The sequence below is a fragment of the Rhodospirillaceae bacterium genome (assembly GCA_016712715.1).
Taxonomy (GTDB): domain Bacteria; phylum Pseudomonadota; class Alphaproteobacteria; order Dongiales; family Dongiaceae; genus Dongia.
This window is the reverse complement of record JADJQM010000003.1, coordinates 954,362-975,069: the sequence shown is the minus strand read 5'-3', so window position 1 is coordinate 975,069 and position 20,708 is coordinate 954,362. Positions and strand designations below refer to the sequence as shown.

The window sequence follows — 20,708 nt, the reverse complement described above, 5'->3', positions numbered from 1 at the left end:
TAGGAACTGTCGCCGAAAAAACTGGCCGTGCGGCCGCCAAAGCGCGCCGCGAGCTAGCGCGCCGTCCGTCCCAATCGGCTGCCCTGCGGAAGGTGGCCGGCATGGACGAGCAGGGAAATGCCGGCGAGGTTCGCCACGCGCATGGCCAGTTCCAGTGGCGCGCTGCCGCCACCACGTACCGGCAGGAGGCAAAGAAGGAGCGCTGAGCAGATCAGCACCCAGCGTTGGCGACCGCCGGCATTCAGTGAGGCCGCCACCAGCATCCCCGCCCAGAAGATGGGCAATTTGATCGCCAGCAGGGAAGGTTGTTTGAAGGAGCGAAAGAAGTCCGAGAAGAGCAGGGACGCAAGCAGGCAGGCGCCGGAGATGACGATCGCGGTTGTGGGAAATCCAAAACGTCCGGCCGCGATCATGAGGCACGGAAAAGCCGCATAGAAGGCCATCTCCAGGCCGATGCTCCAGTCCGGGAGCGGTGTGCTGTAGCTGAAGTAAGGATCAAAGCCGAAGACGAAGGTCAGATGTGCGATGACATTCTGCCAGCTTTGATCCAGATAGCGCGCCGTGACGGTGCCCGTTTGAGGAAGCGCCTGGGCGATCTCGTCGCGATAGGCGCCAAGGTTCGGCCCGGCAAGCAGGGCAATGGCCAGGAGCACGTAATAAAGAGGTGCGATGCGAAAGAAACGCCGGGTCCAGAACAGGCACCATGTCCGCGGCCTGTGCCAGGGTTCGACGGCCTTTCGCTGCGTATACTGAAAGACCATCAGGAATCCGGACAGCATCATGAAGAGGTCGACGGCGAGGTCCGGCCGCGCAAGGACGGGCAGGCGCCAGCCGCACAGCAGCAGCGCATGGCCCACCAATACCCAGATGGCGGCGACGCCGCGCAAACCATCCAGGCATTCGATGCGACCAGACGACATGCCGTCACTTTGCCGAACCTGCGTCAGCATGTTGCGCCCGCCGAAACGTCGCGACGCTGCTTCGAATGATGGGGTGGACCTGCGGTCGTCGTCGCGTTCGGCTGGTTCATCTGCCGGGGCGATGGACTGGATGGCGCCAACAGCATTGGTGGGCGGAGCGGACCAACACCCGACCGATACCAGACGGCCATAGCAGGGCAGCCAAGACGGAGATGGTCAAGCCTTGACCAGGATGCGTTCCGCCGCCTTGTCCTGCTGCGACAGGGCGGCTGGCAGGCTCGCGTACCAGCTCTCCAGCGGTGTGCGATCGGGCGACAGGACCGGAAGGTCGCGGCGATTTCCCGGGAGGGCGCCGTCCAGCAGGAGGCGCTGAAGCTCCAGCCGCGCGCGCGAAACGCGGCTCTTGATGGTGCCGACAGGACAGGCACAGACCGAGGCGGCTTCTTCGTAGGAAAAGCCGCTCGCTCCCACAAGAATCAATGCCTCGCGCTGATCGGGGCTGAGTTGCCAGCAGGCGCGGCAGAAGTCGGCAAATTCCAGGCTCGCTTCCTGACTGGGCGGCACGGATGCCTCCAGGCATAGCGTGTCGCTGACGGTGCGCACGCGTGCCTGATTGCGCCGGATCTGGCTGTAGTACTGATACCGCAGAATGGTCGAGAGCCAGGCTTTCAGATTGGTGCCCAGCTGGAACTGATGGGCCGCGGTCAAGGCCCGGACGATCGTGTCCTGCACAAGGTCGTCGGCGTAGATTCGGTCCCGCGTCAGAAAAGTGGCATAGGCGCGCAGTGGTGACAGACAAGCCAGAAGATCGGCTTCCGTGAAACTGCTGGTCTTGTTGATTGCTGCCATCATCACCGTTTCTCCGCGCCAATCCCCAGGAGAAGGAAACCGGGCATCTGGCGCCGACAGGCCGCAGCATCGTCGGCGCCGACAAGGCCTGATCAAAGGGCTGCTGCGGAATCCGCAAGCAGCCGGGAAAGGATAGTGGGCTGGCGCGGCGGTGCGCTAGGTTCGGAAACTACCTAGGGTGTCAGGCGGCCCCGAGGGCGGAGCCCGGTGATGCGGGAACATCGTCAGGGCTGTTCCAGCTCGCGGCCAGAGCCAGCCTGGCCAGCTCCGGGAGAGAGGTGGCGCCGGTCTTCTTCATGATCGAGGCACGGTGGTTTTCGACCGTGCGCTGGCTGATGCCCAGATCGGCGGCAATATTCTTGCTGGGATGGCCATCAAGGACCATCGTCATGATTTCGAGCTGGCGCGCCGTCAGACCCTCCATATGGCCGGCGGCGGACTTTTTCCATGCGGAAAACTTGCCCGAATCCCGCGAATGCTCGATGGCGCGCGCAACGCTGGCCAGCAACTCCGTGCTGCCAATCGGCTTCTCGATGAAGTCCAGGGCACCGGCCTTCATCGCCTGGACCGCCATGGAGACATCGCTGTTACCGGTGATCATAATGGCCGGCAGATGGTCGCCGGATGCGCGGAGCCGATGCAGCAGTTCCAACCCATTCATGCCGGGAAGGTAGGCGTCGATCAGCAGGCACGCCTCGCCACCGGGTGCGTAGTCATCGAAGAAATCCTCGCTGCTCGCGTAGTCCTTGACGGTGTATCCTCGATCTCGAATGCGCTGCGAATGGCCTGGCGTATCAGATCATCGTCGTCGACCACAAAGATGACCGGCCGGCCCACCGAGACGGCGGGTAGCTGCGTTCGCATGGGCAACGGGGGCAAAGACGGCGGCAGAAGGCGCTGGATCGTCCTGGAAAGCTCCTGGGCCTTGACCGGCTTGTTCAATTGCTGGCACTTCTGCAGGAAGATATCCCGCAGTGTTCCAGTCGATATGTCACCCGTCAGGATGATCACCGGCGTCTCGCGACGAAGGTTTTCCCGCAATGCCTTCGTGACTTCGAGCCCGTTGAGGCCATTGGGCAGGTTGTAATCGGCAATGATCAGATCCGGGCGCATTCTTTCCCTGGTGACCAGATCGAGTGCCTTGTTGCCATCGGTTGCGGTCGTGATTCGATGGCCTTCCTGCTGCAGCAGCAGGTCGAGGAGTTCCCGAACGTCGGGATCATCTTCGATGATCAGGATAGCGCCGGTATGACGCTCATCTCTGCCGACTGGATTGGCGACCTCATCCGGGGCCTGGGCCGTGTCGCTGCGGGTCTGGGAGAGCGCCTCCAGGTCCGCGCATGGGACCTCGACCGAGAAGACGGAGCCCTTGCCGAGATGAGAGCGGACCCGCACCTGGTGTCCCAGAAGCGTTGCCAGGCGCTGCACGATGGACAGGCCGAGGCCAAGCCCGCGGCTGCGCTCACGCGCAGCATTGTCGACCTGGTGATACTCCTCAAAAATCGTCTGCTGTTCGGCATCTGGAATGCCTATGCCGGTGTCCCAGACTTCAATGCGGATCGCATGGTGCAGCCGCCGGCAGCCCAGCAGGATCTTGCCGCGCCGGGTGTACTTCATCGCATTGGTCAGCAGGTTGCGAAGCATCTGCTCCAGGAGGAGCGGATCGCTCTCGATCGAGACGCTGCACGGGACGACATGCAGCCCCAGGCCCTTTGCCTGGGCATGATAGGAGAACTCGTCCTTGAGGCGGTCGAAAATGGCATTCACGGGCGTATGAACCATTTTGGCCTGCACGATGCCGGCGTCGATCTGGTTGATATCGAGCAGCGTGTTCAGCATGCCCGACATGGCGCTGAGCGTCTGGTCGAGCATGGCGACGAGCTTCTTGGCTTGCTCACTTTCGCCCAGCCTGGCCAGCAATCCCTGAACGAGCGCCAAAGTCTGCAATGGCTGCCGCAGGTCATGACTTGCCGAGGCAAGAAACCGGGATTTCAGAACATTGGCATGTTCCGCCTGCTGCTTGGCAGCCTCAAGGGCGCTTGCGGCGAGTTTGCGCTCGGTAATGTCGGTGAAGGTGATGACAACGCCTTCGACGCCGTTCTCGTGAGTCCGGTAAGGCAGGATGCGGCGCACATACCACGCACCCGTCTGCGCCTGAATCTCCTGTTCAAGTGGCTCCAGATTGCGCAAGACGGCCTCGGCATCGGGGATGAGGGCTGCGTCAATCGCCAAAGACCTGAGGTCCGCGAGCGGTCGCCCGATATCGCCGGGAATCACCTTGAAAAGCGATTTCGTTGCCGGCGTAAAGAAGCGAATGTTGAGCTGCCTGTCGAGAAACAGTGTCGCCACATTGGTACTGTAAAGGACGTTCTGCAGGTCGTTGGAGGTGGTGCGCTGTCGTTCCAGCGTTTCCTGGAGCTGGCTGTTGAGCGCGGTAAGCTCTTCGTTCAACGATTGCAGTTCCTCCTTGGAGGTCAGCAATTCCTCGTTCGTGGACTGGAACTCCTCGTTGACCGACAGCGCCTCCTCATTGATTGCCTTCTGCTCTTCCGTGGCAATCTCCAGGTCGTGGATGGCGCCCTGCAGTTCGGTTCTGGTGTCTTCGAGTTCCCGTTCCAGTTCGGTCAGCCGTGGGTTGTCTGATGCCTCGGCCGCGGCCTCCCGGCGCTGTTCCACCGCCGGCTCATTCGTGAAGCAGATCAGCAGCAAATCCTCGCCCTCGTTTTGCACCGGATGCACGTCGATGCCGAAGGTGATCGTCTGGTTCTGATACTCTATGCGGGCCCTTTTCAGGCTAATGCGCGACTTCGTCTGGCTGGCCCGCTGGATCGCCGAGCGCAGTTTTGCGCGCAGGCCCTGGGGCGCCATCGTCAGCAGATCATGGGTGGGATGACCGGGTGGCACTCGCAAATACCGGTCCGTCGGCCCCAGAAAAAACAGGCATTCATGCTTTCGATTGATCAGGATCGCGGCCGGCGCATAGGTATCCATGACGAGGCGCCGGCAAAGATCCGCCAGGACCGACTGCTGGGAGGGCGCCTGACCCTGCCGAGCGGGTATCCGAATGCCGTCCGCTGCGTTTCTCAGGAAGCCGAATTCACCCGGCCGGCTGCGCCCGATGTGCCGATAGAGGCGCTCTGTCTTTGAAATCACTTCAAAGCGATCATCGCCGGTGCCGAGCGTCTCGGCATTGCCAAGGAGGAGAAGGCCGCCTTCGCGCAGCGCAAAATGAAACAGCGAGACGACCCTCGCTTGCGCCTCGGCCAGCAGATAGATCAGCAGATTGCGACAGGAAACCAGGTCCATGCGCGAAAAGGGCGGATCTGCCAGCACATCCTGAACGGTGAAGACGACCACGCCCCGCAAGTCCGGCAGGACACGGTAGCTGTGATCTTCCTTGGCAAAGAACCGGGCGAGCCGCTCCGGCGACACTTCCGATTCGATTGTTTCGGGATAGAGGCCATCACGGGCGTGGCTGATGGCATCAGGATCGACGTCGGAGGCGAACACCTGCAATTTCAGGCCGGGCTTGTCCGCGGCGATGCGTTCCAGAAACAGCATGGCAAGAGAATAGGTTTCCTCGCCGGAACTGCAGCCGGCGACCCAGATCCGGATCGGCTTGTCGACCGGCTGCTTGCGGATCAGTTCGGGGATGATCTCGGCGGACAGAAACTCGAATACCTTGGGGTCCCGGAAGAAACTCGTAACATTGATCAACAGGTCCTTGGCGAGAAGCTCCAGCTCCGGCGTATTCTGCCGCAGCAGATCGAGGTATCGGTCCATGTCATCCGTCTCGATCGATGCCATGGCCATGCGCCGCTCGATCCGGCGCTGCAGCGTGCCTTGCTTGTACAGCGTAAAGTCATGGGCGGTTTTTGCACGGAGAAGGTCGATGATCTCGGGCAACCAGTTGCGGACGGTGTCTTCCTGGGCGGACTCATCTTGTGTCCGGGCGAGGCCGATGCGGCGGTCGAATTTGACAAGCGCATCCGGGATTCCCGCCAATGGCAAGGCAAGATCAACCGCGCCGGTCGCGATCGCACTGCGCGGCATGCCGTCAAAGGCGGCTTCGGCCGGATCCTGGGCGATGATCAATCCCCCCTGTTCCTTCACAGCCTTCAGGCCAAGGCTGCCATCGGCACCGGTACCTGACAGGACGACGCAGATGGCGCGCGCATTGTATTCTTCCGCCATCGACTTCAGGAGATAGTCGAAGGGCAGCCGCGCGCCATGCCTGGCTTGCGGTTGGGAGAGGTGAAGCGTGCCGTTGCCAACCGAGAGATATGTGCCGGGCGGTATGATGTAGAGATGATCGCGTTCGATCGGCATACCTTCGGCGGCCTGCCGGACCGTCATCCGCGTATGGCTCGCCAGAAGGTCCGCCATCAGGCTCTGGTGATTGGGATCGAGATGCTGGACCAGGATGAAGGCCATGCCGATGGGCGTCGGCAGGGCGTTCAGAAACTGCCTGCAGGCATCCAGACCGCCAGCAGATGCGCCGATGCCAACAACGGAGAAGTCGTGCAACCGGTTGACATGTCCCATTGGCGCTGTTCGCCCATCTGCGTTGGGCTTCGTAGGATTGGCGCTATGGCGACCTGTTTCCGGCATTTCACAACTGTCTTTTAAAGGGTTTCCTCCAACATGGAGGTGTGTGCCAGCCTCGCTAGAGAGTCGACTTGCCGGTTGCTATGGTGCACTGCAGTAAGTGCTCCCAACCGCAGGTTGTCAAGGTGAACAGCGGCCGGGGATGCAAAGCAGAATGACTTGGCAAGACGAGATGGCGGAGACGACATGCGGAGAGATGCGTAGTTTCCGGCCCTAGCTTCAGCGAACGTAACAATTAACATGGCCACCGAGCATTGCAGCGACCAGCAATGGTGAGCTGTGACCAATTGGCACGGATTGCAATCGGAACAGAACGGGCGACCCCAAGCCATACTCAGAAAGGCAAAGATGCAGTCGGTAGCAGCGATGGTCCGAAGCGAACCTGACGATGTTAAACAGGCTGCGAAGGTGTTGGTTCCCGGTCGGCATGCAACGTCGCCAATGCAGGGCGCGCTGGGTCGGTCTGACCTCGCCAGGCGTATCGATGTGTGGATCAATGAAGGCGGCGCTGGCGGAGATGCTGGGCGCTGACCGCTTAGCGCGGGCTCGCCGCTGAAGACGCCGCCGTGATCGGCAGCTCAGTCTTCGCCGGAATCAAGAAACAGACCGTCGGCCTCCGGGGCGAGGCCGACGGTCTAGCGGCGGGTGAGCCACGTCGTGCCCTGTGGGGGAAGGGAACGGGGAGAGACTACACACCGCTCAGTTAGGATGACACCAGGGCCCGCTGTGAAGCTGGGTGGCAGCCTGTTAACTTAAATGAAGATTGTCTTGCTGCGAATGTGGTGCGCCATTGCCGGTGCTTCTTTCCGCCAACTGCTGATATCGGCTTGCCAGTTCCGCATACTGGCCGCGGAGATCTTCATCTCGCAGCGACGCGGCCCTGATGCGGTATTCCGCGGCTTTGGCACGCAAATCCATTGGGTTGTGCTGGATCATAGACATCGCATTTCCGCTCAGCTCAGATTGCGTCTCAAGTTGCGAACAAGGGTAAGGTTAATGACGGGCGGGCGCCACCATCGGAAAATACCTACCGCCGGGTGTCGGGAGATGAGGATCGCATCCGGCGGCGTCACACGAGTTCCGGTGTGGTGAGAAGAGCAACATCTTGATCAGTCGGGAAGGGAAAGCCCGCGACAAAGATCTCAGCCGACTCTTGGGTGCGGGCAGATGCCGGGGCAGGGTCGCTGTCGGCAATCGAAATCACCAGATCGCCGCCGCCGGCCGGGCCGTCAGCGTCGACGCCACCCGGCATGTCGGTATTGCCGTTTTCATCCCGCGTGCCGTAGTGGAACGCAACATCGGTATCGGCGGAGACCTCCCCCGGCGTAAAGGTGTAGGCACCGGTATCGAAATGGAAAGTCATGCGACCATGCTCGGTGTCGAAGGAGACATCCATGCCGGAAATCGAGACATTCTGGCCGTCGCCGCCGATTTGCACAGGCGCGTCGGTCGAGCTGTCGCGGCCGAACGCGACGTCGAAAGACAGGGCTGAGCCTTCATGTGTGAAGGTATAGATATAGGTGGCGCCGGTGCCGGCGGTATCCGGTTGCCCAGGCTGACCGGAATCACCCACGCCGGAGGTATCGACGCCGGTCAGGACATTGCCGGATAAGGTCACCCCTTCAACGGTGTCTACCAGCCGTTCCGCCAGATCCATCGGGTCGACGATGTATAGCACGTCACCCGGCGGGAGATCATTTGCGTCCGGCCGAGCGACATTGACCAGGTCCGAATCGGGGTCTGCCTCCGTCCCGATCCTGTCGCCAATGCCGACGGCGTAGACATGGTCGATCGCATTGAAGGGATCTTCCAGGAAGATGTTCCAGTCAGTTTTCTGGGCCGCGGTGAGATGGTTGCCAAAGCCACCGCCCGCGGTCGGTTTTCCATCCGACAGGAAGTAGACGATGTTGTCCGTATCGCCCGTCAGCTTGCCGCCGGCCATCCAGGCGTCGTCGGCAATGCCGAGGGCCGCGGCGTAATTGGTGAGGTCCTTTGGCACCAACGTGCCGAGTGAGTCGATCGCATCCGCGACGCTGCCCCAGGCGAAGTGAACGACCGCGCCCGTGCCGAAAGCCACGACGGTGACTCGTACTTCGCCCAGCGTGTCATAGGTATGCAGCAGGTTCGTCAGCGCGGCCCGGGCGATCGCGATCCGGGTCTGGATACCCGCCGTACCGGAATCGGCATCCTCGTTCATCGAGCCGGAGACATCCAGAACGACCATGATATTGGCGTTGCGGGTGACATTCTCATTGCCGCTGCGGGAGTCGTTGAGATTGACGGGTACAGAATCCTGGCCGGCGCCAATCAATGCGGTGGCTTCGTCCTCCGGTTCCAGGAAGAGGTTTCTCCGCTCCACCAGGACATAATTGAGCTCGGTCGGATCGAGGCCGCCCACCGATTGGAAACCGCCGATTCCCTGTGCCGGATCGTAGGGTGTGAAGATGCTGCCGGTATTGTCCGCGCCGGTGCCGAGATCGCCTGCCGCGAGCCCACCCGCCGTCACGATATCGATCGTGGGATCCGTCGCCGCCAGGACGAATGGGACATCGACTTCTGCTCCGTCGGACGCCATGACAACGATCGGACTGGTCCGCATGGCATCGGCATATCCGAGCAGAATGACGGTCACGTCGCCGGATCTGATGGCCAGATTGCTGCTGTCGTCGGCGAGCCGGGCATAGAGATTGTCGCTGGAAAAGGGCAGCTGCACTGTTTCACCAGGCACCACCGGGATGTGGATGATGCGCTGGTCTGCCGTTTCATCACCCTGAGAGACGGCGTTGCCAGCTTGCGTGAGATAGATCCGTTCGCTGTTTTCCTCGAGGAAGCCGTCCTCGAAATGGTCAGACGATCCAGCGATGTTATCGGACTGCATGCTCAACTCCAAAATCACCAAGGTTCCAATTGCGCCGTCGCATCGAACGGCGCCCAGCGCCACGACACTATGCGTGTTGACCCTATAGAGCGCGGCAAGCGACCGATGGCGATAGCGTCGGAAAATACTTAGCGACCAAGCGCTTCGCCTGTTCACCTGGATGCGGAGAAAACCACCGGATGAGTAGTTTCCGAGGGTATTGGGGTTGCATCGGCCACTGCTATCTTGCCGCCGCTACGCTGGCAGACTCAGCCGCGACTGCGACGCTGCCTAGAAATCCATGACGTCATCGCGAACAGGAACATCAACTTGGGTCGAAAATTGTCGGATAAACCGACCAGGATGAAGATATGCGTGATGGGGTTGCGGGGGATTCCCGGAGTCATGGGCGGTATTGAATCGCATTGCGAACAGCTTTTCCCCCGGCTGGGGCATCTCGGCGCGCCCTATGACATTACCGTCCTCGGCCGGCACCCTTACATCGCGGCCGGCACCCATGAGTATCGCGGCATCAAGGTGGTATCCCTGCCGGCGGCGCGCAACAAATACTTCGAGGCCATCAGCAACACCGTCATGGCTGTCCTTTATGCGCGTTTCGTGGTCAACGCAGATCTGGTGCATATCCATGGAATCGGTCCGGCCCTCCTTGGTCCGTTGGCGCGGCTGTTCGGGATGAAACTGGTCGTGACGCATCATGGCCAGGATTTCAACCGTGCCAAGTGGAACCGGCTGGCAAGACTTGTCCTGCGATTGGGCGAGCAATGCGCAATCCACGCCGCACATCAGGTGATCGTCGTGTCGCGATCCGTCGCCAGCAATCTGCGTCGCCGGAACCCGCATCATGAAGCCAGAATCCAGTATATCCCGAACGGCGCCACCGAACTGGTGCCGGATGCGACGTCGATGGACGAAGGCGCGCGCTTGCAGCTTCTTGGCCTCAAGGCGGGCGACTACATACTGGCGGTCGGACGCCTGGTGCCCGAAAAGGGGTTCCATTTCCTGATCGCCGCCTTCAATGCGGCCAGGCCAGGCCGGAAACTGGTCATCGCCGGCAAGGCGGATCACGAGGATGCGTATTCGCGCTCGCTCATGGCATTGGCCTCCGACCAGGTCATCTTCTGCGGTTTCCAGAAGCAAGGAATGCTTCGGACCCTGTATCAGAACGCCGCCTTGTTTGTGTTGCCCTCCACGCATGAAGGATTGCCGATCGCGGCCCTGGAGGCCGCCAATCTGGGCATACCAGTACTGCTCAGCGACATTCAGGCCAATCTCGACATCGGCCTCGCGCCCGGAAATTACTTCAAGAGCGCCGATCCCGCTGCACTGGCCGAAAAACTGACGCAGAACTATGCCGCATACCGGGTCGATGGCGCGGATATCGGGCGTCGATTCAACTGGGATGCCATAACAAAAGCCACACAGAGGGTATATGCCGGTCTTGCTGCGGGTTGAGACAAGCGTAGGCGCGCCATGGTAGCCGGCTCCTCAAGTATGGCACTTGCGGATCGGAGATATCCGCGCGCTCGGTTCCTGTGGCCGATCACGCCATGGCTACTTGCAGCCGTGAACGTCGCCTTGATCGCCATCATCTTTCGCACGTCGATCATTGACACGGTCGATGTCTGGATGAACTCCCCTGAGTACAATTACGGCCCATTGATACCGGTTCTGGTCACGCTGATGCTGTGGCGTGACCTGGCACGAAGCACGGCTGGCTACACCGGCGGATGGTGGGGTTTGGCAATTGTGCTTGTCGGCCTGCTCCTGGGGTTGCTGGAGTTTTTGAGCCGGACGCATTTTCCCGGACAGGTCGGCCTGTTCCTGACGCTCATCGGCATATTCATTGCCTGGCAAGGCGAAGCGCGTGCCAGGGAAGTCTGGCCCGCTTTGGTCTTCCTGCTGTTTGGTCTGCCGATGGCCAATGCCATACAGGTTATTCTCACCTCGGCCCTGCAGATGGTGTCGTCCGTGGGTGCCGTGGCGATCATCCGGGCCATGAACATACCCGTGCTGCGCGAGGGCAATGTCATCGACCTCGGGACCATCAAACTTCAGGTCGCAGAGGCCTGCAGCGGCCTCAGATATCTCTTTCCCTTGGCCGCCTTCTCCTTCCTCTGCGCCTATCTGTTCATGGGACATCCGGCCAAGCGCGCGGTGATCTTCCTTTCCAGTGTTCCGATCACGATTGCCATGAACATTGTTCGTATTGCCGTGACCGGCGTGCTGGTGGATCGTTTCGGTGTTGAGGCCGCTCAGGGGTTTTTCCACGAGTTTGAAGGCTGGGTGGTCTATTGCTGTTGCCTCTTTCTGCTATTCGTCGAAATGAAGATGCTCTGCTTCATCGGTAGCGGTGACCGTTCCCTGCTGCGGCGGCTGGATCTGGATCTGCCGAAAGGGCGATCCACCATGCCGGACGCTCATCTGGTCGCATCCGGACACAAATTGTGGCCAAGCCGATGGGCTGTCGGCCTTTGCGTGCTGACGATCGTGACCATCGCGTCGATCGGGACCCGCGTGGATGCGGCGCCATCCCGCACACAGTTCAGCCTGTTTCCCAGGCAGATTGGTGTTTGGACCGGTTTCGAATTCCTGGTGGACCCGGAATCTCTGGCGGCGCTGAATGCAACGGATCATCTCAGCCTCAATTTTGCCCAGGGCGACAACACGGTCGTGAACCTGTGGGTTGCCTACTATCAGTCGCAGTACAGCGGGAGTGCCGCCCATTCCCCGCTGGTGTGCATCCCCGGGGGTGGTTGGCAGATCGAGAGTCTCGACACCATCAGCTTGCCGGTCGACACAGGCAACAGCATGCTCAGCGTGCCGATAAACCGCCTGGTCATTGCCCAGGGCAGTCGGCGTCAACTCGTCTATTATTGGTTCGTAGAAGGTGGCGTGGTGGAAACCAATGAATACCTCGCCAAGGCGCGCCTCTTTGCCAATGCAGTCATCGACAATCGCCGTGATGGCGCGCTGGTGCGATTTATCACGCCGATCGAAAATGGCGATTTTGCCGCCGCGGATCTGATCCTTGGAAATTTTGTGCGTGAAGCAACACCCTTGCTACCGCGATTCCTGCCTTGACGGCACCAGGATCGCACCGAGCCCATATAGAGGACGCCATGACAACCCAAACAGATGATCGCCTCATCAACATAGATATCCTCGGCATCCTGCGCCGCCGGAAATGGTACGGGATCGGCGTCGTCGTGGCTGGTATCATCGCCACTGTCGTGATCGTTGCCGGCCTCCCCGCGACATATCGGTCGACGGCGACAATTCTCATTGAAGAGCCGGACGTGCCGGCCGACCTGGTCAAATCCACCGTGTCGACCTTTGCCAATGATCGACTTCAGGTCATTCAGCAGCGGGTCATGACAAGCCAGCATCTGAACGAGATCATCGATCGATTCGGCCTTTACAGATCCCTGCAGCTGGAACTGCCGCGGTCGGCAATCGTCGCCATGATGCGCAACAAGGTATTGCTGGAAGTGGTCAGTGCGAACCTCTCTGGGTCGCCGCAGAATCGTGCCAAGGCACAGAATCAGGCGACCATCGCCTTCACCCTGTCATTCGACCATGGCGATCCGAGCATCGCCCAGCAGGTCGCCAATCGGCTAACCGACATCTATCTGGCAGAGAACGATCGTTCGCGCCAGGAGAAGGCCGCGGGGACGACGGTCTTTCTGACAGAACAGGCCGACAAGCTTCTGGCCGATGTGCAGCGCGTAGAGAAGCAGCTGCTGGAGCTGAAATCGAAATACAATGGCAGCCTGCCGGAGCAATTCACCTTCAACACCCAGTTGCTCAATCAGGCGCAGTCGCAGTTGCTTCAGAGCCACAGCGACCTGCAGGTCCTGGCCGAGAAAAGGTCCTTCCTGCAGAATCAGTTGGGGCAGATCAGCCCCTATACCCCGATGACCACGGATGGCCGCCCCGCGACGCCGCAGGCGCAGTTGTTGGCTTTGGAGTTGGAATACAGCGACATGTCGGCGAAGTACGGCGCCAAGCATCCGGATGTCATTCGGTTGCAGCGTCAGATCGCGTCGCTCAAGGGCCAACTGGGCCAGGTGGACAATGCATCGCTCGATCGCGCCAAGTTCGAGCTTCTGCAGGGAAAGCTGAACGAGGCTAAGCAGCGCTATGGCGAGCAGCACCCCGACGTGCAAAAACTCCGCCGACAGCTCGAGGAGCTGAGTGCCAGCGCGCAGGACGTCCCGCAGATCTCCGTCCTAACGGCGCCTCAAGGGCCGCCAGACAACCCGATCTACATCCAGTTGCAGGGTCAGCTGGCCGATGTGAATTCCCAGATCAGTGGCATTCAGGCACGCCTGGGCACGCTTGAAGCGAATACGGAGGACCTGCAAGCACGGATCCTGCAGACGCCCACCATCGAAAGCGAATACAATTCATTGCGCGAACAACATGCTGCTGCCCTTCAGCGCTATCAAAGCTTCAAAGACAAGGAAGCGGATGCTCAAGTGGCGGAGAACATGGAGCAACAAAGCAAGGGTGAGACATTCGCGGTCATCGAGCCGCCGCAATACCCTGACATTCCCTTTACGCCGAACCGTAAACTTCTCTGTGCCGCCGGCCTGCTGCTGTCCCTTTTTGCCGGAGTAGCGCTCATGCTGGTGCTGGATCTGCTCGATAGCAGGATTCATGATGCCAAAGGCCTTGTGGCCGCCTTCGGCGAAATGCCGCTTGCCGTCGTCCCCTATATCATGACGCGTTCCGAAATCCGCTGGCGCCGTTGGCGGATGGCCGGACTGGCGAGTGCTGCGACCGTTGTTGCCGTGGCTATGACCTCGTTTATCTACCTCAGACTTATGCCAATCCTGTAATGCATGATCACGCAGCCTTGGCGGCAAGAACGAGAACGGCACTGCCAGCGCCGGACGAGGCGTCACCTCTTATGCTGCCCTCTCGCGGTATCGGGCGCCGCCGCATGCTGCTGCTGGCGGCGGGCGCATGCTGCATCCCGTTATCGGCGGGTGCTCAGAGCGGCGGCAACTTGCCGGTCAGATCCGTCAAGCGACTGACCAGAAACGGGGCTGGCCGGCAAGATGGAACCGACTGGCCAAATGCCTGGCCGGTCGCCCGGCTGTCAAAAGGTCTGGCGACAGCCGCACCAGGTGACGTCTTTCTGATCGGCGCCAGTCAAGATGACCGGACGGCCATCGCCATCGACCATGGGCAAATTGCGATCAAGACGTCGGGCAGCCAAGGGCATCCCATCACGGTCAGCGCCCTTGAGGGCGCAGGAGTCGGGGAGAGTGCGGATGCCGCGCCGCCCTCCTTCGAGAGCAGCGTGCCATGGACGATCGAGCGCGTTGCCCGTAGGAAAGGGTCTCCGTGCTACCTCGCCCTTACCAATGGTGCCTCTTACCTGCGGCTGACGGGATTCCAGGTAGAAGGCACGTCGGCGGATGGGTTGATGAAGTTTCGCGCGCGCAAAACCGGGTCGAACAGCTTCCAGGACGTGCAGATATCGGACATCGACGCCCGGAATGTCGGGCGGTTGATCGAAACGGACCGCAACGCCTTCGTGAGCGATATGCAGGTGGAGGATTGTCGCGCACGCGCCATCATGCGCGGCTTCGCGCGCTTCCACAATCTGTCGAATGCCGTCTTCCGACGCCTTGACCTGGATGCGGAAGGTATCGATGGGGGCGGCAAGAACGTTTGCCAGCTCATCAGCATCGGCAGTGGTGCGAACATCCTGTTCGAAGACGTTATCCTGAAGAATGCCGTCAATGCACGGTGGCTGGAGGATGGCAGCCAGGGCTATGTGCAAGGCGATGGCATTGTCTGCGAGCGGAAAACCAGCGACATCACCCTGCGCAAGTGCCATGGCAGCGGCATGGGCGACGCTGCCTTCGACCTGAAATCGACCAGGGTGCTTATCGAGGACAGTGGCAGCGACTCCTGCAAGTTCGGCGCACGTGTGTGGTCCGAGGGTGACAATATGATCCGGCGCAGCCATTTCCGGAACCCGGTGACACGCGGCAGCACCAAGGGGGCCTGTATCCAGGCCTCGGGAACACTGGTCATCCACGATACGATCCTGGCGGCGGGTGGAGATACAAGTGCCATCATGCTGCATCGACTGAAGACCGGCACGGCACCCGTCGTCCACATGTATGGCGGTGCCATCAACATTGATAATCAAGCGGCGCTGGCGCGATCGAGCGATGCCGGGACCCTGGAACTGCATGACGTCGCCGTCAACGGGACCCTGCGGAGTCGGCGCTATGATCTGAACAACAACGAAACGCGCTAGCGTGTCGTGCCGTCAGGTTGCCGGCTGCTTGGATGCCGGCGTCGGCGGCTGGTCTGCATGACCGAGGACCGGTCTTCGCCAGACGCCGAACAGAAGGAGTGCCGGGACAGGATGTTTAAGTGCCAGCCAATAGATGCCGATCGGGCCGAAGACACCGGAAAGGACGCCGACAAGGAACAAGACGTCCACACTCAGAGCAGGCGCCAGCTTGAGCAGGACGATGCGGCTACCTGCGGTAAAGAAGACGTGCAGCAGGAAGATGGCATAGGATTTGTCGCCGATGAAGGCCAAGGCGCGAGACTTGATCCGCCACAGGAAGAAGGAGCCGCAGGCGGACAATCCCACCAGGAAGCCGAACGCGCGCTTCGTGGGTTCGTTGAAGGTGACCGCATCCGTCAGGAGCAAGAATTCGATCGAGAACAGCGCCAAGAGAAGAATGGCTGCCAGAGCTCGGGCGGCCGGCAATTTTGACAATATTGCCATTCTGGTGATGGCTGCTGGCGCATGGCCGAGGAGATATCCGGCGATGAAGTAGGGCGCAAGATAGAGCGCCTTATAGGCGGAGAAGACGTCGGGCGACCACCTTGTCACGAAGACATAGCCGATGATGCAGGGTAGCCACAGCAGAGACATGGTCCGGACGCCATCCCCCTTCATCGCGAAACTCAGCAGATAGGACACCGCCATCAGGACGAAGGTTGCCTGCAGGTACCAGAAGTGTTCATAGGGCAGGAAGAAGATCTCGATATAGGACAGATGATCCCGGTCGAGCGGCACGACGAGATATTGAGTCCAGTAATGCAACGATCCGACGACAATCATCGGCAGAAGAAGACGTCGCGCCTTGCTCGATATCTTGCCGCCAAGTGCCGCGGAGTCACGCGCGTAGCAATTGAAGACGAAGCCCGAGATGAATGAGAAGAGCGGCATGCGCACGTCCACGAACATCCGATTGAGGAAGCTGTAGATGTGCTCCGGCGGCAGCTGCAGGCCGTTCAGGCTGGTATTGCCGATCACATGGTATGATACCAGGAGCAGACAGGCGATGCCGCGCAAGGTTTCGACATAGAGGATCTTGCTTGGCGGTCTCGTGCCTATCTCAGGTAACATGTGTCACACAAGCATTCAGTGCGTATAGATAGAACGGCAGGGAGTATCCGACATGGACGTCGCGCAGGATCTCGGCGCATCGATGCCCGCATGGCTGCTGTATCCAGTCACGCTGATGGTTATCTTGATGCTCATCTATCCCTTCTATCGGGCGCGCAGCGTCATTGGTGGGTTTGCCCTCTTTGCCCTCTGCTTTCGCTACATCGCCAACGCGCATCATGCCATTACCTTCAAAGCATCGCCCCTCGGCCTGTCCTGGAACGCCCTCGGGTCGTCTGCCGTGTTTCTCGTGGGGCTCTTGTTGATAAAAAAGCGCCATCTCTTGCTGAAGCAGATGATGCCCGTCTATTGCTTCATTGCCGTCATTGTGGTGAGCGGCATGGCGAACCACGATGTCCATGGCATCGTAGACGTTGTCGTCAAGTATGGCTATCTCGGTCTGATCACGATCGTGGTCTATGAGGGTCTGGATGATCTCGGCGAGAACAGGATGGCGGTTCTGCTGCTCTGGGCCTTCGTCATGCCATTTGTCCTTCAGGCTCTCTCGGTCATATTCGGCGTTATCAAGGCGAGCGAGAGCGACGGATCGGTCAGCTACATTGGCGGCTACAACCACGAAGCAGCGTTCTCGATCGTCCTGATGACATGCTTCGTCATCGCATGTTTTACAACGGGCATCAGACCGATCTTGCGCGGCGCTATCCTATGTATCTGCCTGGTTGGCATCCTCCTTGCGAACTACCGGACAGCTATCCTGGCATTGGCGCCGCTCGCCATCATTCAGTTCAACATGGATGTAATCGGTCGGTTCCCGCGCCAGCAACGCAGCATTGTCGCCGTCGGGGTGTTGCTGATCAGCCTGCCAGCATTCCTGGCGGTCGCATGGCTGCTGCGGGATCGCTTCCAGGACATATCGGTCGCATTGTCATCGCTGGACGACCTGATCAAGCGGCCGGCTGAATACTCCTACGAAGAAAGTCGACTTCTTTCCGGCCGACCATATATCTGGAGCAGCTATATCAGCGCATATATGGATGGCGGTACGCTCAATCACCTTGTTGGATTCGGGCCGGATGCCTGGATCGGGGTATTCGTCGCTTACGCACACAACACCCTTGTGTCAGCCCTTTATGAATACGGTATCTTCGGTGTATGCGCCCTTCTCTACCTATGGGGGGCGATGCTGTATACGGCGTTAAGGGTGAAGCATGGTCCGCGCGGCAAGCTTGTCGCCGCGCATGTCAGTTTCTTCCTGCTGAACATGGCGACGATGCCGCAATGGATGCTGGAGGGGGACATCCGTTATGGCGTTATCTGCGGTTATACCCTTTACTTCTACCTGCGACCGGTTCCCACGACGGTGACGGCACAACCGATGCCGACAATCACGCCAGTGCCGGAGATGCGGACTTCACGCGGCATGCTGGCGATAGACCGCAAGCGCTGATCAGCGCATCGTTTCGGCAAGGGCCTCAGCCTCTGCCAGCCCGCGGAAGTTCGGTTTGTCGAGCAACGCCTGATGGATTGTCGCCTTCGCTTTCTCCGACAGGCCCTTTTGCGACAGGGCCAGGGCATAGTGATAGAGAATCTGGGGATCATCCGTCTCCAATGCGGCAGCTTTTCCCAGAAGATAGACCGCTTCGTCGATGTTGCCGAGGCGCAGATGTACCCAACCGAGCGTATCTATCAGGATGGCATTTCCGCTGTTGCGATACTTTTCCAGGCTGTTGCGGGCCGTCTCCAAGGCCACTTTGTCGTCCGGCCAGACGTCCGCGATGAGCGCGGGAAGGTTGTTGGCGGCCACCATGCTGTCGGGCCACTTATTCAGTACCTGGACATATCTGGCCCTGGCGGAATCATACTGGGTGGCGAGCTCGTTGCCGATTGCAGCGCTTTCCTGAATGATACGATCGTTCGGAAAATGGCTGCCAGCCTCATCCAGCACTTCCGCCGCAGCGAGGTAGTCCATTTCCGTCTTCAGGAGGAGAGCCAGCGACAGGTAGGCCATGCGATTATTGACATTTGTGGCGATTGCCTGGCGCAGCAGCTGTTCGGCACCCCTCACATCTCCTCCTGCCTGACGGCGCGACGCCAACAATGTCAGCGCATCGGAATCCTGCGGGTTCTTCAGAATGCGTTCTCTCAACATCACCTCAGCGGCAGCCGGGTCGTCAGGTGGCCCCCCTGCAGTAGATGGGCCGGTATTCTCAATTGCGGCATAGGCGTTCATCAGTTTCGGTCCGATGATCGAAAAATCTCCGCCGGCATCCATGGCGAGGTTGAATGCAGTGACGGCACCCCGGAAATCCTTGCGCGCAAAGGCGGCTTCGCCAATGATCTCATGCCCTGAGGCCATGGTGGCGGGAGAGGCAAGAAGTGCACGGCCGATCACTTCACCCTGGTCCCACTTTTTCGAGTAGATGAGGAGTTGCGCCTTGCGCACGGAATAGGCGGGCCGGTCTGGTGCCAGCAGGATCGCGGCGTCCAGATACTGCAATGCCTCACTGGGTGAGGTTGTGGCGAGAAGACCAGCCAGTTGCAGCCGAGCGTCGATATTGCCGCGATCCAGCGCAGCTAGAGTTCGTAGCGTGCCAATCGCCAGTTCCTTCTCATTTACTGCGACGTAGATGCGGCCAAGGATGGCGAGGGCGATGGTCGAGTTGGGCACGTCCCGCAAGACGGCGCGGGCATCGGCGAGGCTGGCATCGAATTGGGAGTCGTCCAGCAGGACGGCAGCGCGCAACAGCAACGCACCGTGATTGTGTGAGTCTTCCTCGAGGATCGCGCCCAGTTGAGTGAGTGCGCTGTCTTTGTCGCCTTGCAAGAGGCTTGTCCGTGCAAGTTCCGTCCTGGCATCGAGCTTCTCGCTCGTCGTCGAAAGTGTCGCGACCAGGCTGTTCAACTGTCCACGAGCCTCGTCGAAGCGATTGAGCTTCAGGTACAGCTGCGCCAGAAGAAATCGATAGCGAGGATCTTCCGGGTATTTGTCCGCCAGCGCCTTTGTTTCATCGATCGCCTGCTGTGGTTCGACAGTTTGCTGGAGAAAATCTGCATAAACAGCGACAATTTGCTCAGCGTCGGTGCTGACCGCAATGGCGTTCCGAAAGAGAGCTTGCGCGGCTGGCAGGTCGCCAGCGGCGACGAGATGCGCAGCGAGGGGGGCGATATAGCGAATATTGGCAGGCTCGACGGTGGCAAGCTGCCGTAGCACAGCGTCGGCCTGTTTGATGTCTCCCTGGTCATGCAGGACCTTCAGCTTGAACCCGAGTAGCTGGGTGCTCCTCGGCATCGACCTCAAGCCGCCATCGACGACCCTGAGGGCGGCGGCAAGATCACCCTGTCGCGCACTTTCGCTGGCCAAGACGATCAGCGCGTCTTCATCGTTCGGCTTGCTGGTAAGCGCGGCGCGAGCTGCCACCCGGGCTGGCTCCAGCTGGCCCTTCATCAGGAGTGCCGCCGCCTTGATCGTCAACGCATCTGCTCGGTTTCCGTCAAGCTCGATCAGTTTCTCGGCGCGCATAAGGGCATTGTCCGGGTTTGCTGCCATCAGGGCAAATTTGCCAAGCCGCAGCAACGCGTCTCGATGGGTGGGGTCAGCGAAGGCAACTTCCTGAAAGGCTGAAACCGCTGCTGGGATGTTGCCTTGTTCTTCGAGAATGAGGCCGATGAAATACTTGGCTTCAATGCCGGCCGGATTGACCTGCAAGGCGTTCCGGAATTCAAGCGAAGCTTTCGCCAATTCGCCTTTCTTCATCAATGACTTGCCGTTTTCAAGGTAAGCCGCTTCACGCTCCTGTGGCGAGCTGCAGGCAGCCAGAAACACGATTATGGCCACTGCCAGGAATAGCGAGAAGGGAGGGTAGCGCATTTTGATCCCGAGGCTTTCTTTCTAGACCGGTGGCTGGGGCAAGATCGTCGCTGCCTTGATCGCTGGTCGAAGGGTCCATGTGGGGGTTTGAATGCTGAAGCTTGCAGGAAAGTTCCAGCCCACGGGGAACTTCGGTCGGGGGCACTTCCCCGCTGGCCCGCCGGGCTTGCTGCATATGCTTGTGCTGCGCTGCTA

General features: G+C 60.0%; 11 protein-coding genes and 1 pseudogene. 5 read left to right on the top strand and 7 right to left on the bottom strand.

Annotated elements, in window-relative coordinates; all coding sequences use genetic code 11:
* Positions 1–53: 53 nt before the first annotated feature.
* From IPK59_22250 to IPK59_22230, 5 genes and pseudogenes are all read right to left on the bottom strand, one after another.
* Positions 54–950, bottom strand: coding sequence for an acyltransferase (locus tag IPK59_22250; protein ID MBK8161354.1), 897 nt, complete (start codon positions 948–950; stop codon positions 54–56).
* A 186-nt stretch (positions 951–1,136) separates the two neighbouring features.
* The gene (locus tag IPK59_22245) at positions 1,137–1,772 is read right to left on the bottom strand and encodes a sigma-70 family RNA polymerase sigma factor (GenBank protein MBK8161353.1); all 636 of its coding nucleotides are present in this window, start codon (positions 1,770–1,772) and stop codon (positions 1,137–1,139) included.
* 178 nt (positions 1,773–1,950) lie between these two features.
* Positions 1,951–6,203, bottom strand: a pseudogene (locus IPK59_22240) (response regulator).
* Between the two features lie 921 nt (positions 6,204–7,124).
* The gene (locus IPK59_22235; GenBank protein ID MBK8161352.1) at positions 7,125–7,313 is read right to left on the bottom strand and encodes a hypothetical protein; all 189 of its coding nucleotides are present in this window, start codon (positions 7,311–7,313) and stop codon (positions 7,125–7,127) included.
* A 133-nt stretch (positions 7,314–7,446) separates the two neighbouring features.
* Positions 7,447–9,255 carry a VWA domain-containing protein gene (locus IPK59_22230; GenBank protein ID MBK8161351.1) on the bottom strand — a complete coding sequence of 603 codons (1,809 nt, stop codon included), beginning with the start codon at positions 9,253–9,255 and terminating at the stop codon, positions 7,447–7,449.
* A gap of 384 nt (positions 9,256–9,639) precedes the next feature.
* Here IPK59_22230 and IPK59_22225 point away from each other — a divergent pair, with 384 nt between their 5' ends.
* From IPK59_22225 to IPK59_22210, 4 genes are all read left to right on the top strand, one after another.
* A complete protein-coding gene (locus tag IPK59_22225; protein MBK8161350.1) occupies positions 9,640–10,707 on the top strand; it encodes a glycosyltransferase family 4 protein in 1,068 nt (355 codons plus the stop codon).
* Positions 10,708–10,830: 123 nt separating this feature from the next.
* Positions 10,831–12,336, top strand: a complete 1,506-nt coding sequence (gene xrtD, locus IPK59_22220; GenBank protein ID MBK8161349.1) for a VPLPA-CTERM-specific exosortase XrtD — start codon at positions 10,831–10,833, stop codon at positions 12,334–12,336.
* A 38-nt stretch (positions 12,337–12,374) separates the two neighbouring features.
* The gene (locus IPK59_22215; GenBank protein ID MBK8161348.1) at positions 12,375–14,096 is read left to right on the top strand and encodes a hypothetical protein; all 1,722 of its coding nucleotides are present in this window, start codon (positions 12,375–12,377) and stop codon (positions 14,094–14,096) included.
* Positions 14,097–14,167: 71 nt separating this feature from the next.
* The gene (locus IPK59_22210; protein ID MBK8161347.1) at positions 14,168–15,535 is read left to right on the top strand and encodes a hypothetical protein; all 1,368 of its coding nucleotides are present in this window, start codon (positions 14,168–14,170) and stop codon (positions 15,533–15,535) included.
* Positions 15,536–15,547: 12 nt separating this feature from the next.
* On the opposite strand, the gene IPK59_22205 is transcribed toward IPK59_22210, so the two are convergent.
* A complete protein-coding gene (locus tag IPK59_22205) occupies positions 15,548–16,645 on the bottom strand; it encodes an acyltransferase (protein ID MBK8161346.1) in 1,098 nt (365 codons plus the stop codon).
* Between the two features lie 52 nt (positions 16,646–16,697).
* Here IPK59_22205 and IPK59_22200 point away from each other — a divergent pair, with 52 nt between their 5' ends.
* Positions 16,698–18,092 carry an O-antigen ligase family protein gene (locus IPK59_22200; GenBank protein MBK8161345.1) on the top strand — a complete coding sequence of 465 codons (1,395 nt, stop codon included), beginning with the start codon at positions 16,698–16,700 and terminating at the stop codon, positions 18,090–18,092.
* On the opposite strand, the gene IPK59_22195 is transcribed toward IPK59_22200, so the two are convergent.
* Complete coding sequence (locus tag IPK59_22195; GenBank protein ID MBK8161344.1) at positions 18,093–20,513, bottom strand: tetratricopeptide repeat protein; 2,421 nt, start codon at positions 20,511–20,513, stop codon at positions 18,093–18,095.
* Positions 20,514–20,708: the final 195 nt, after the last annotated feature.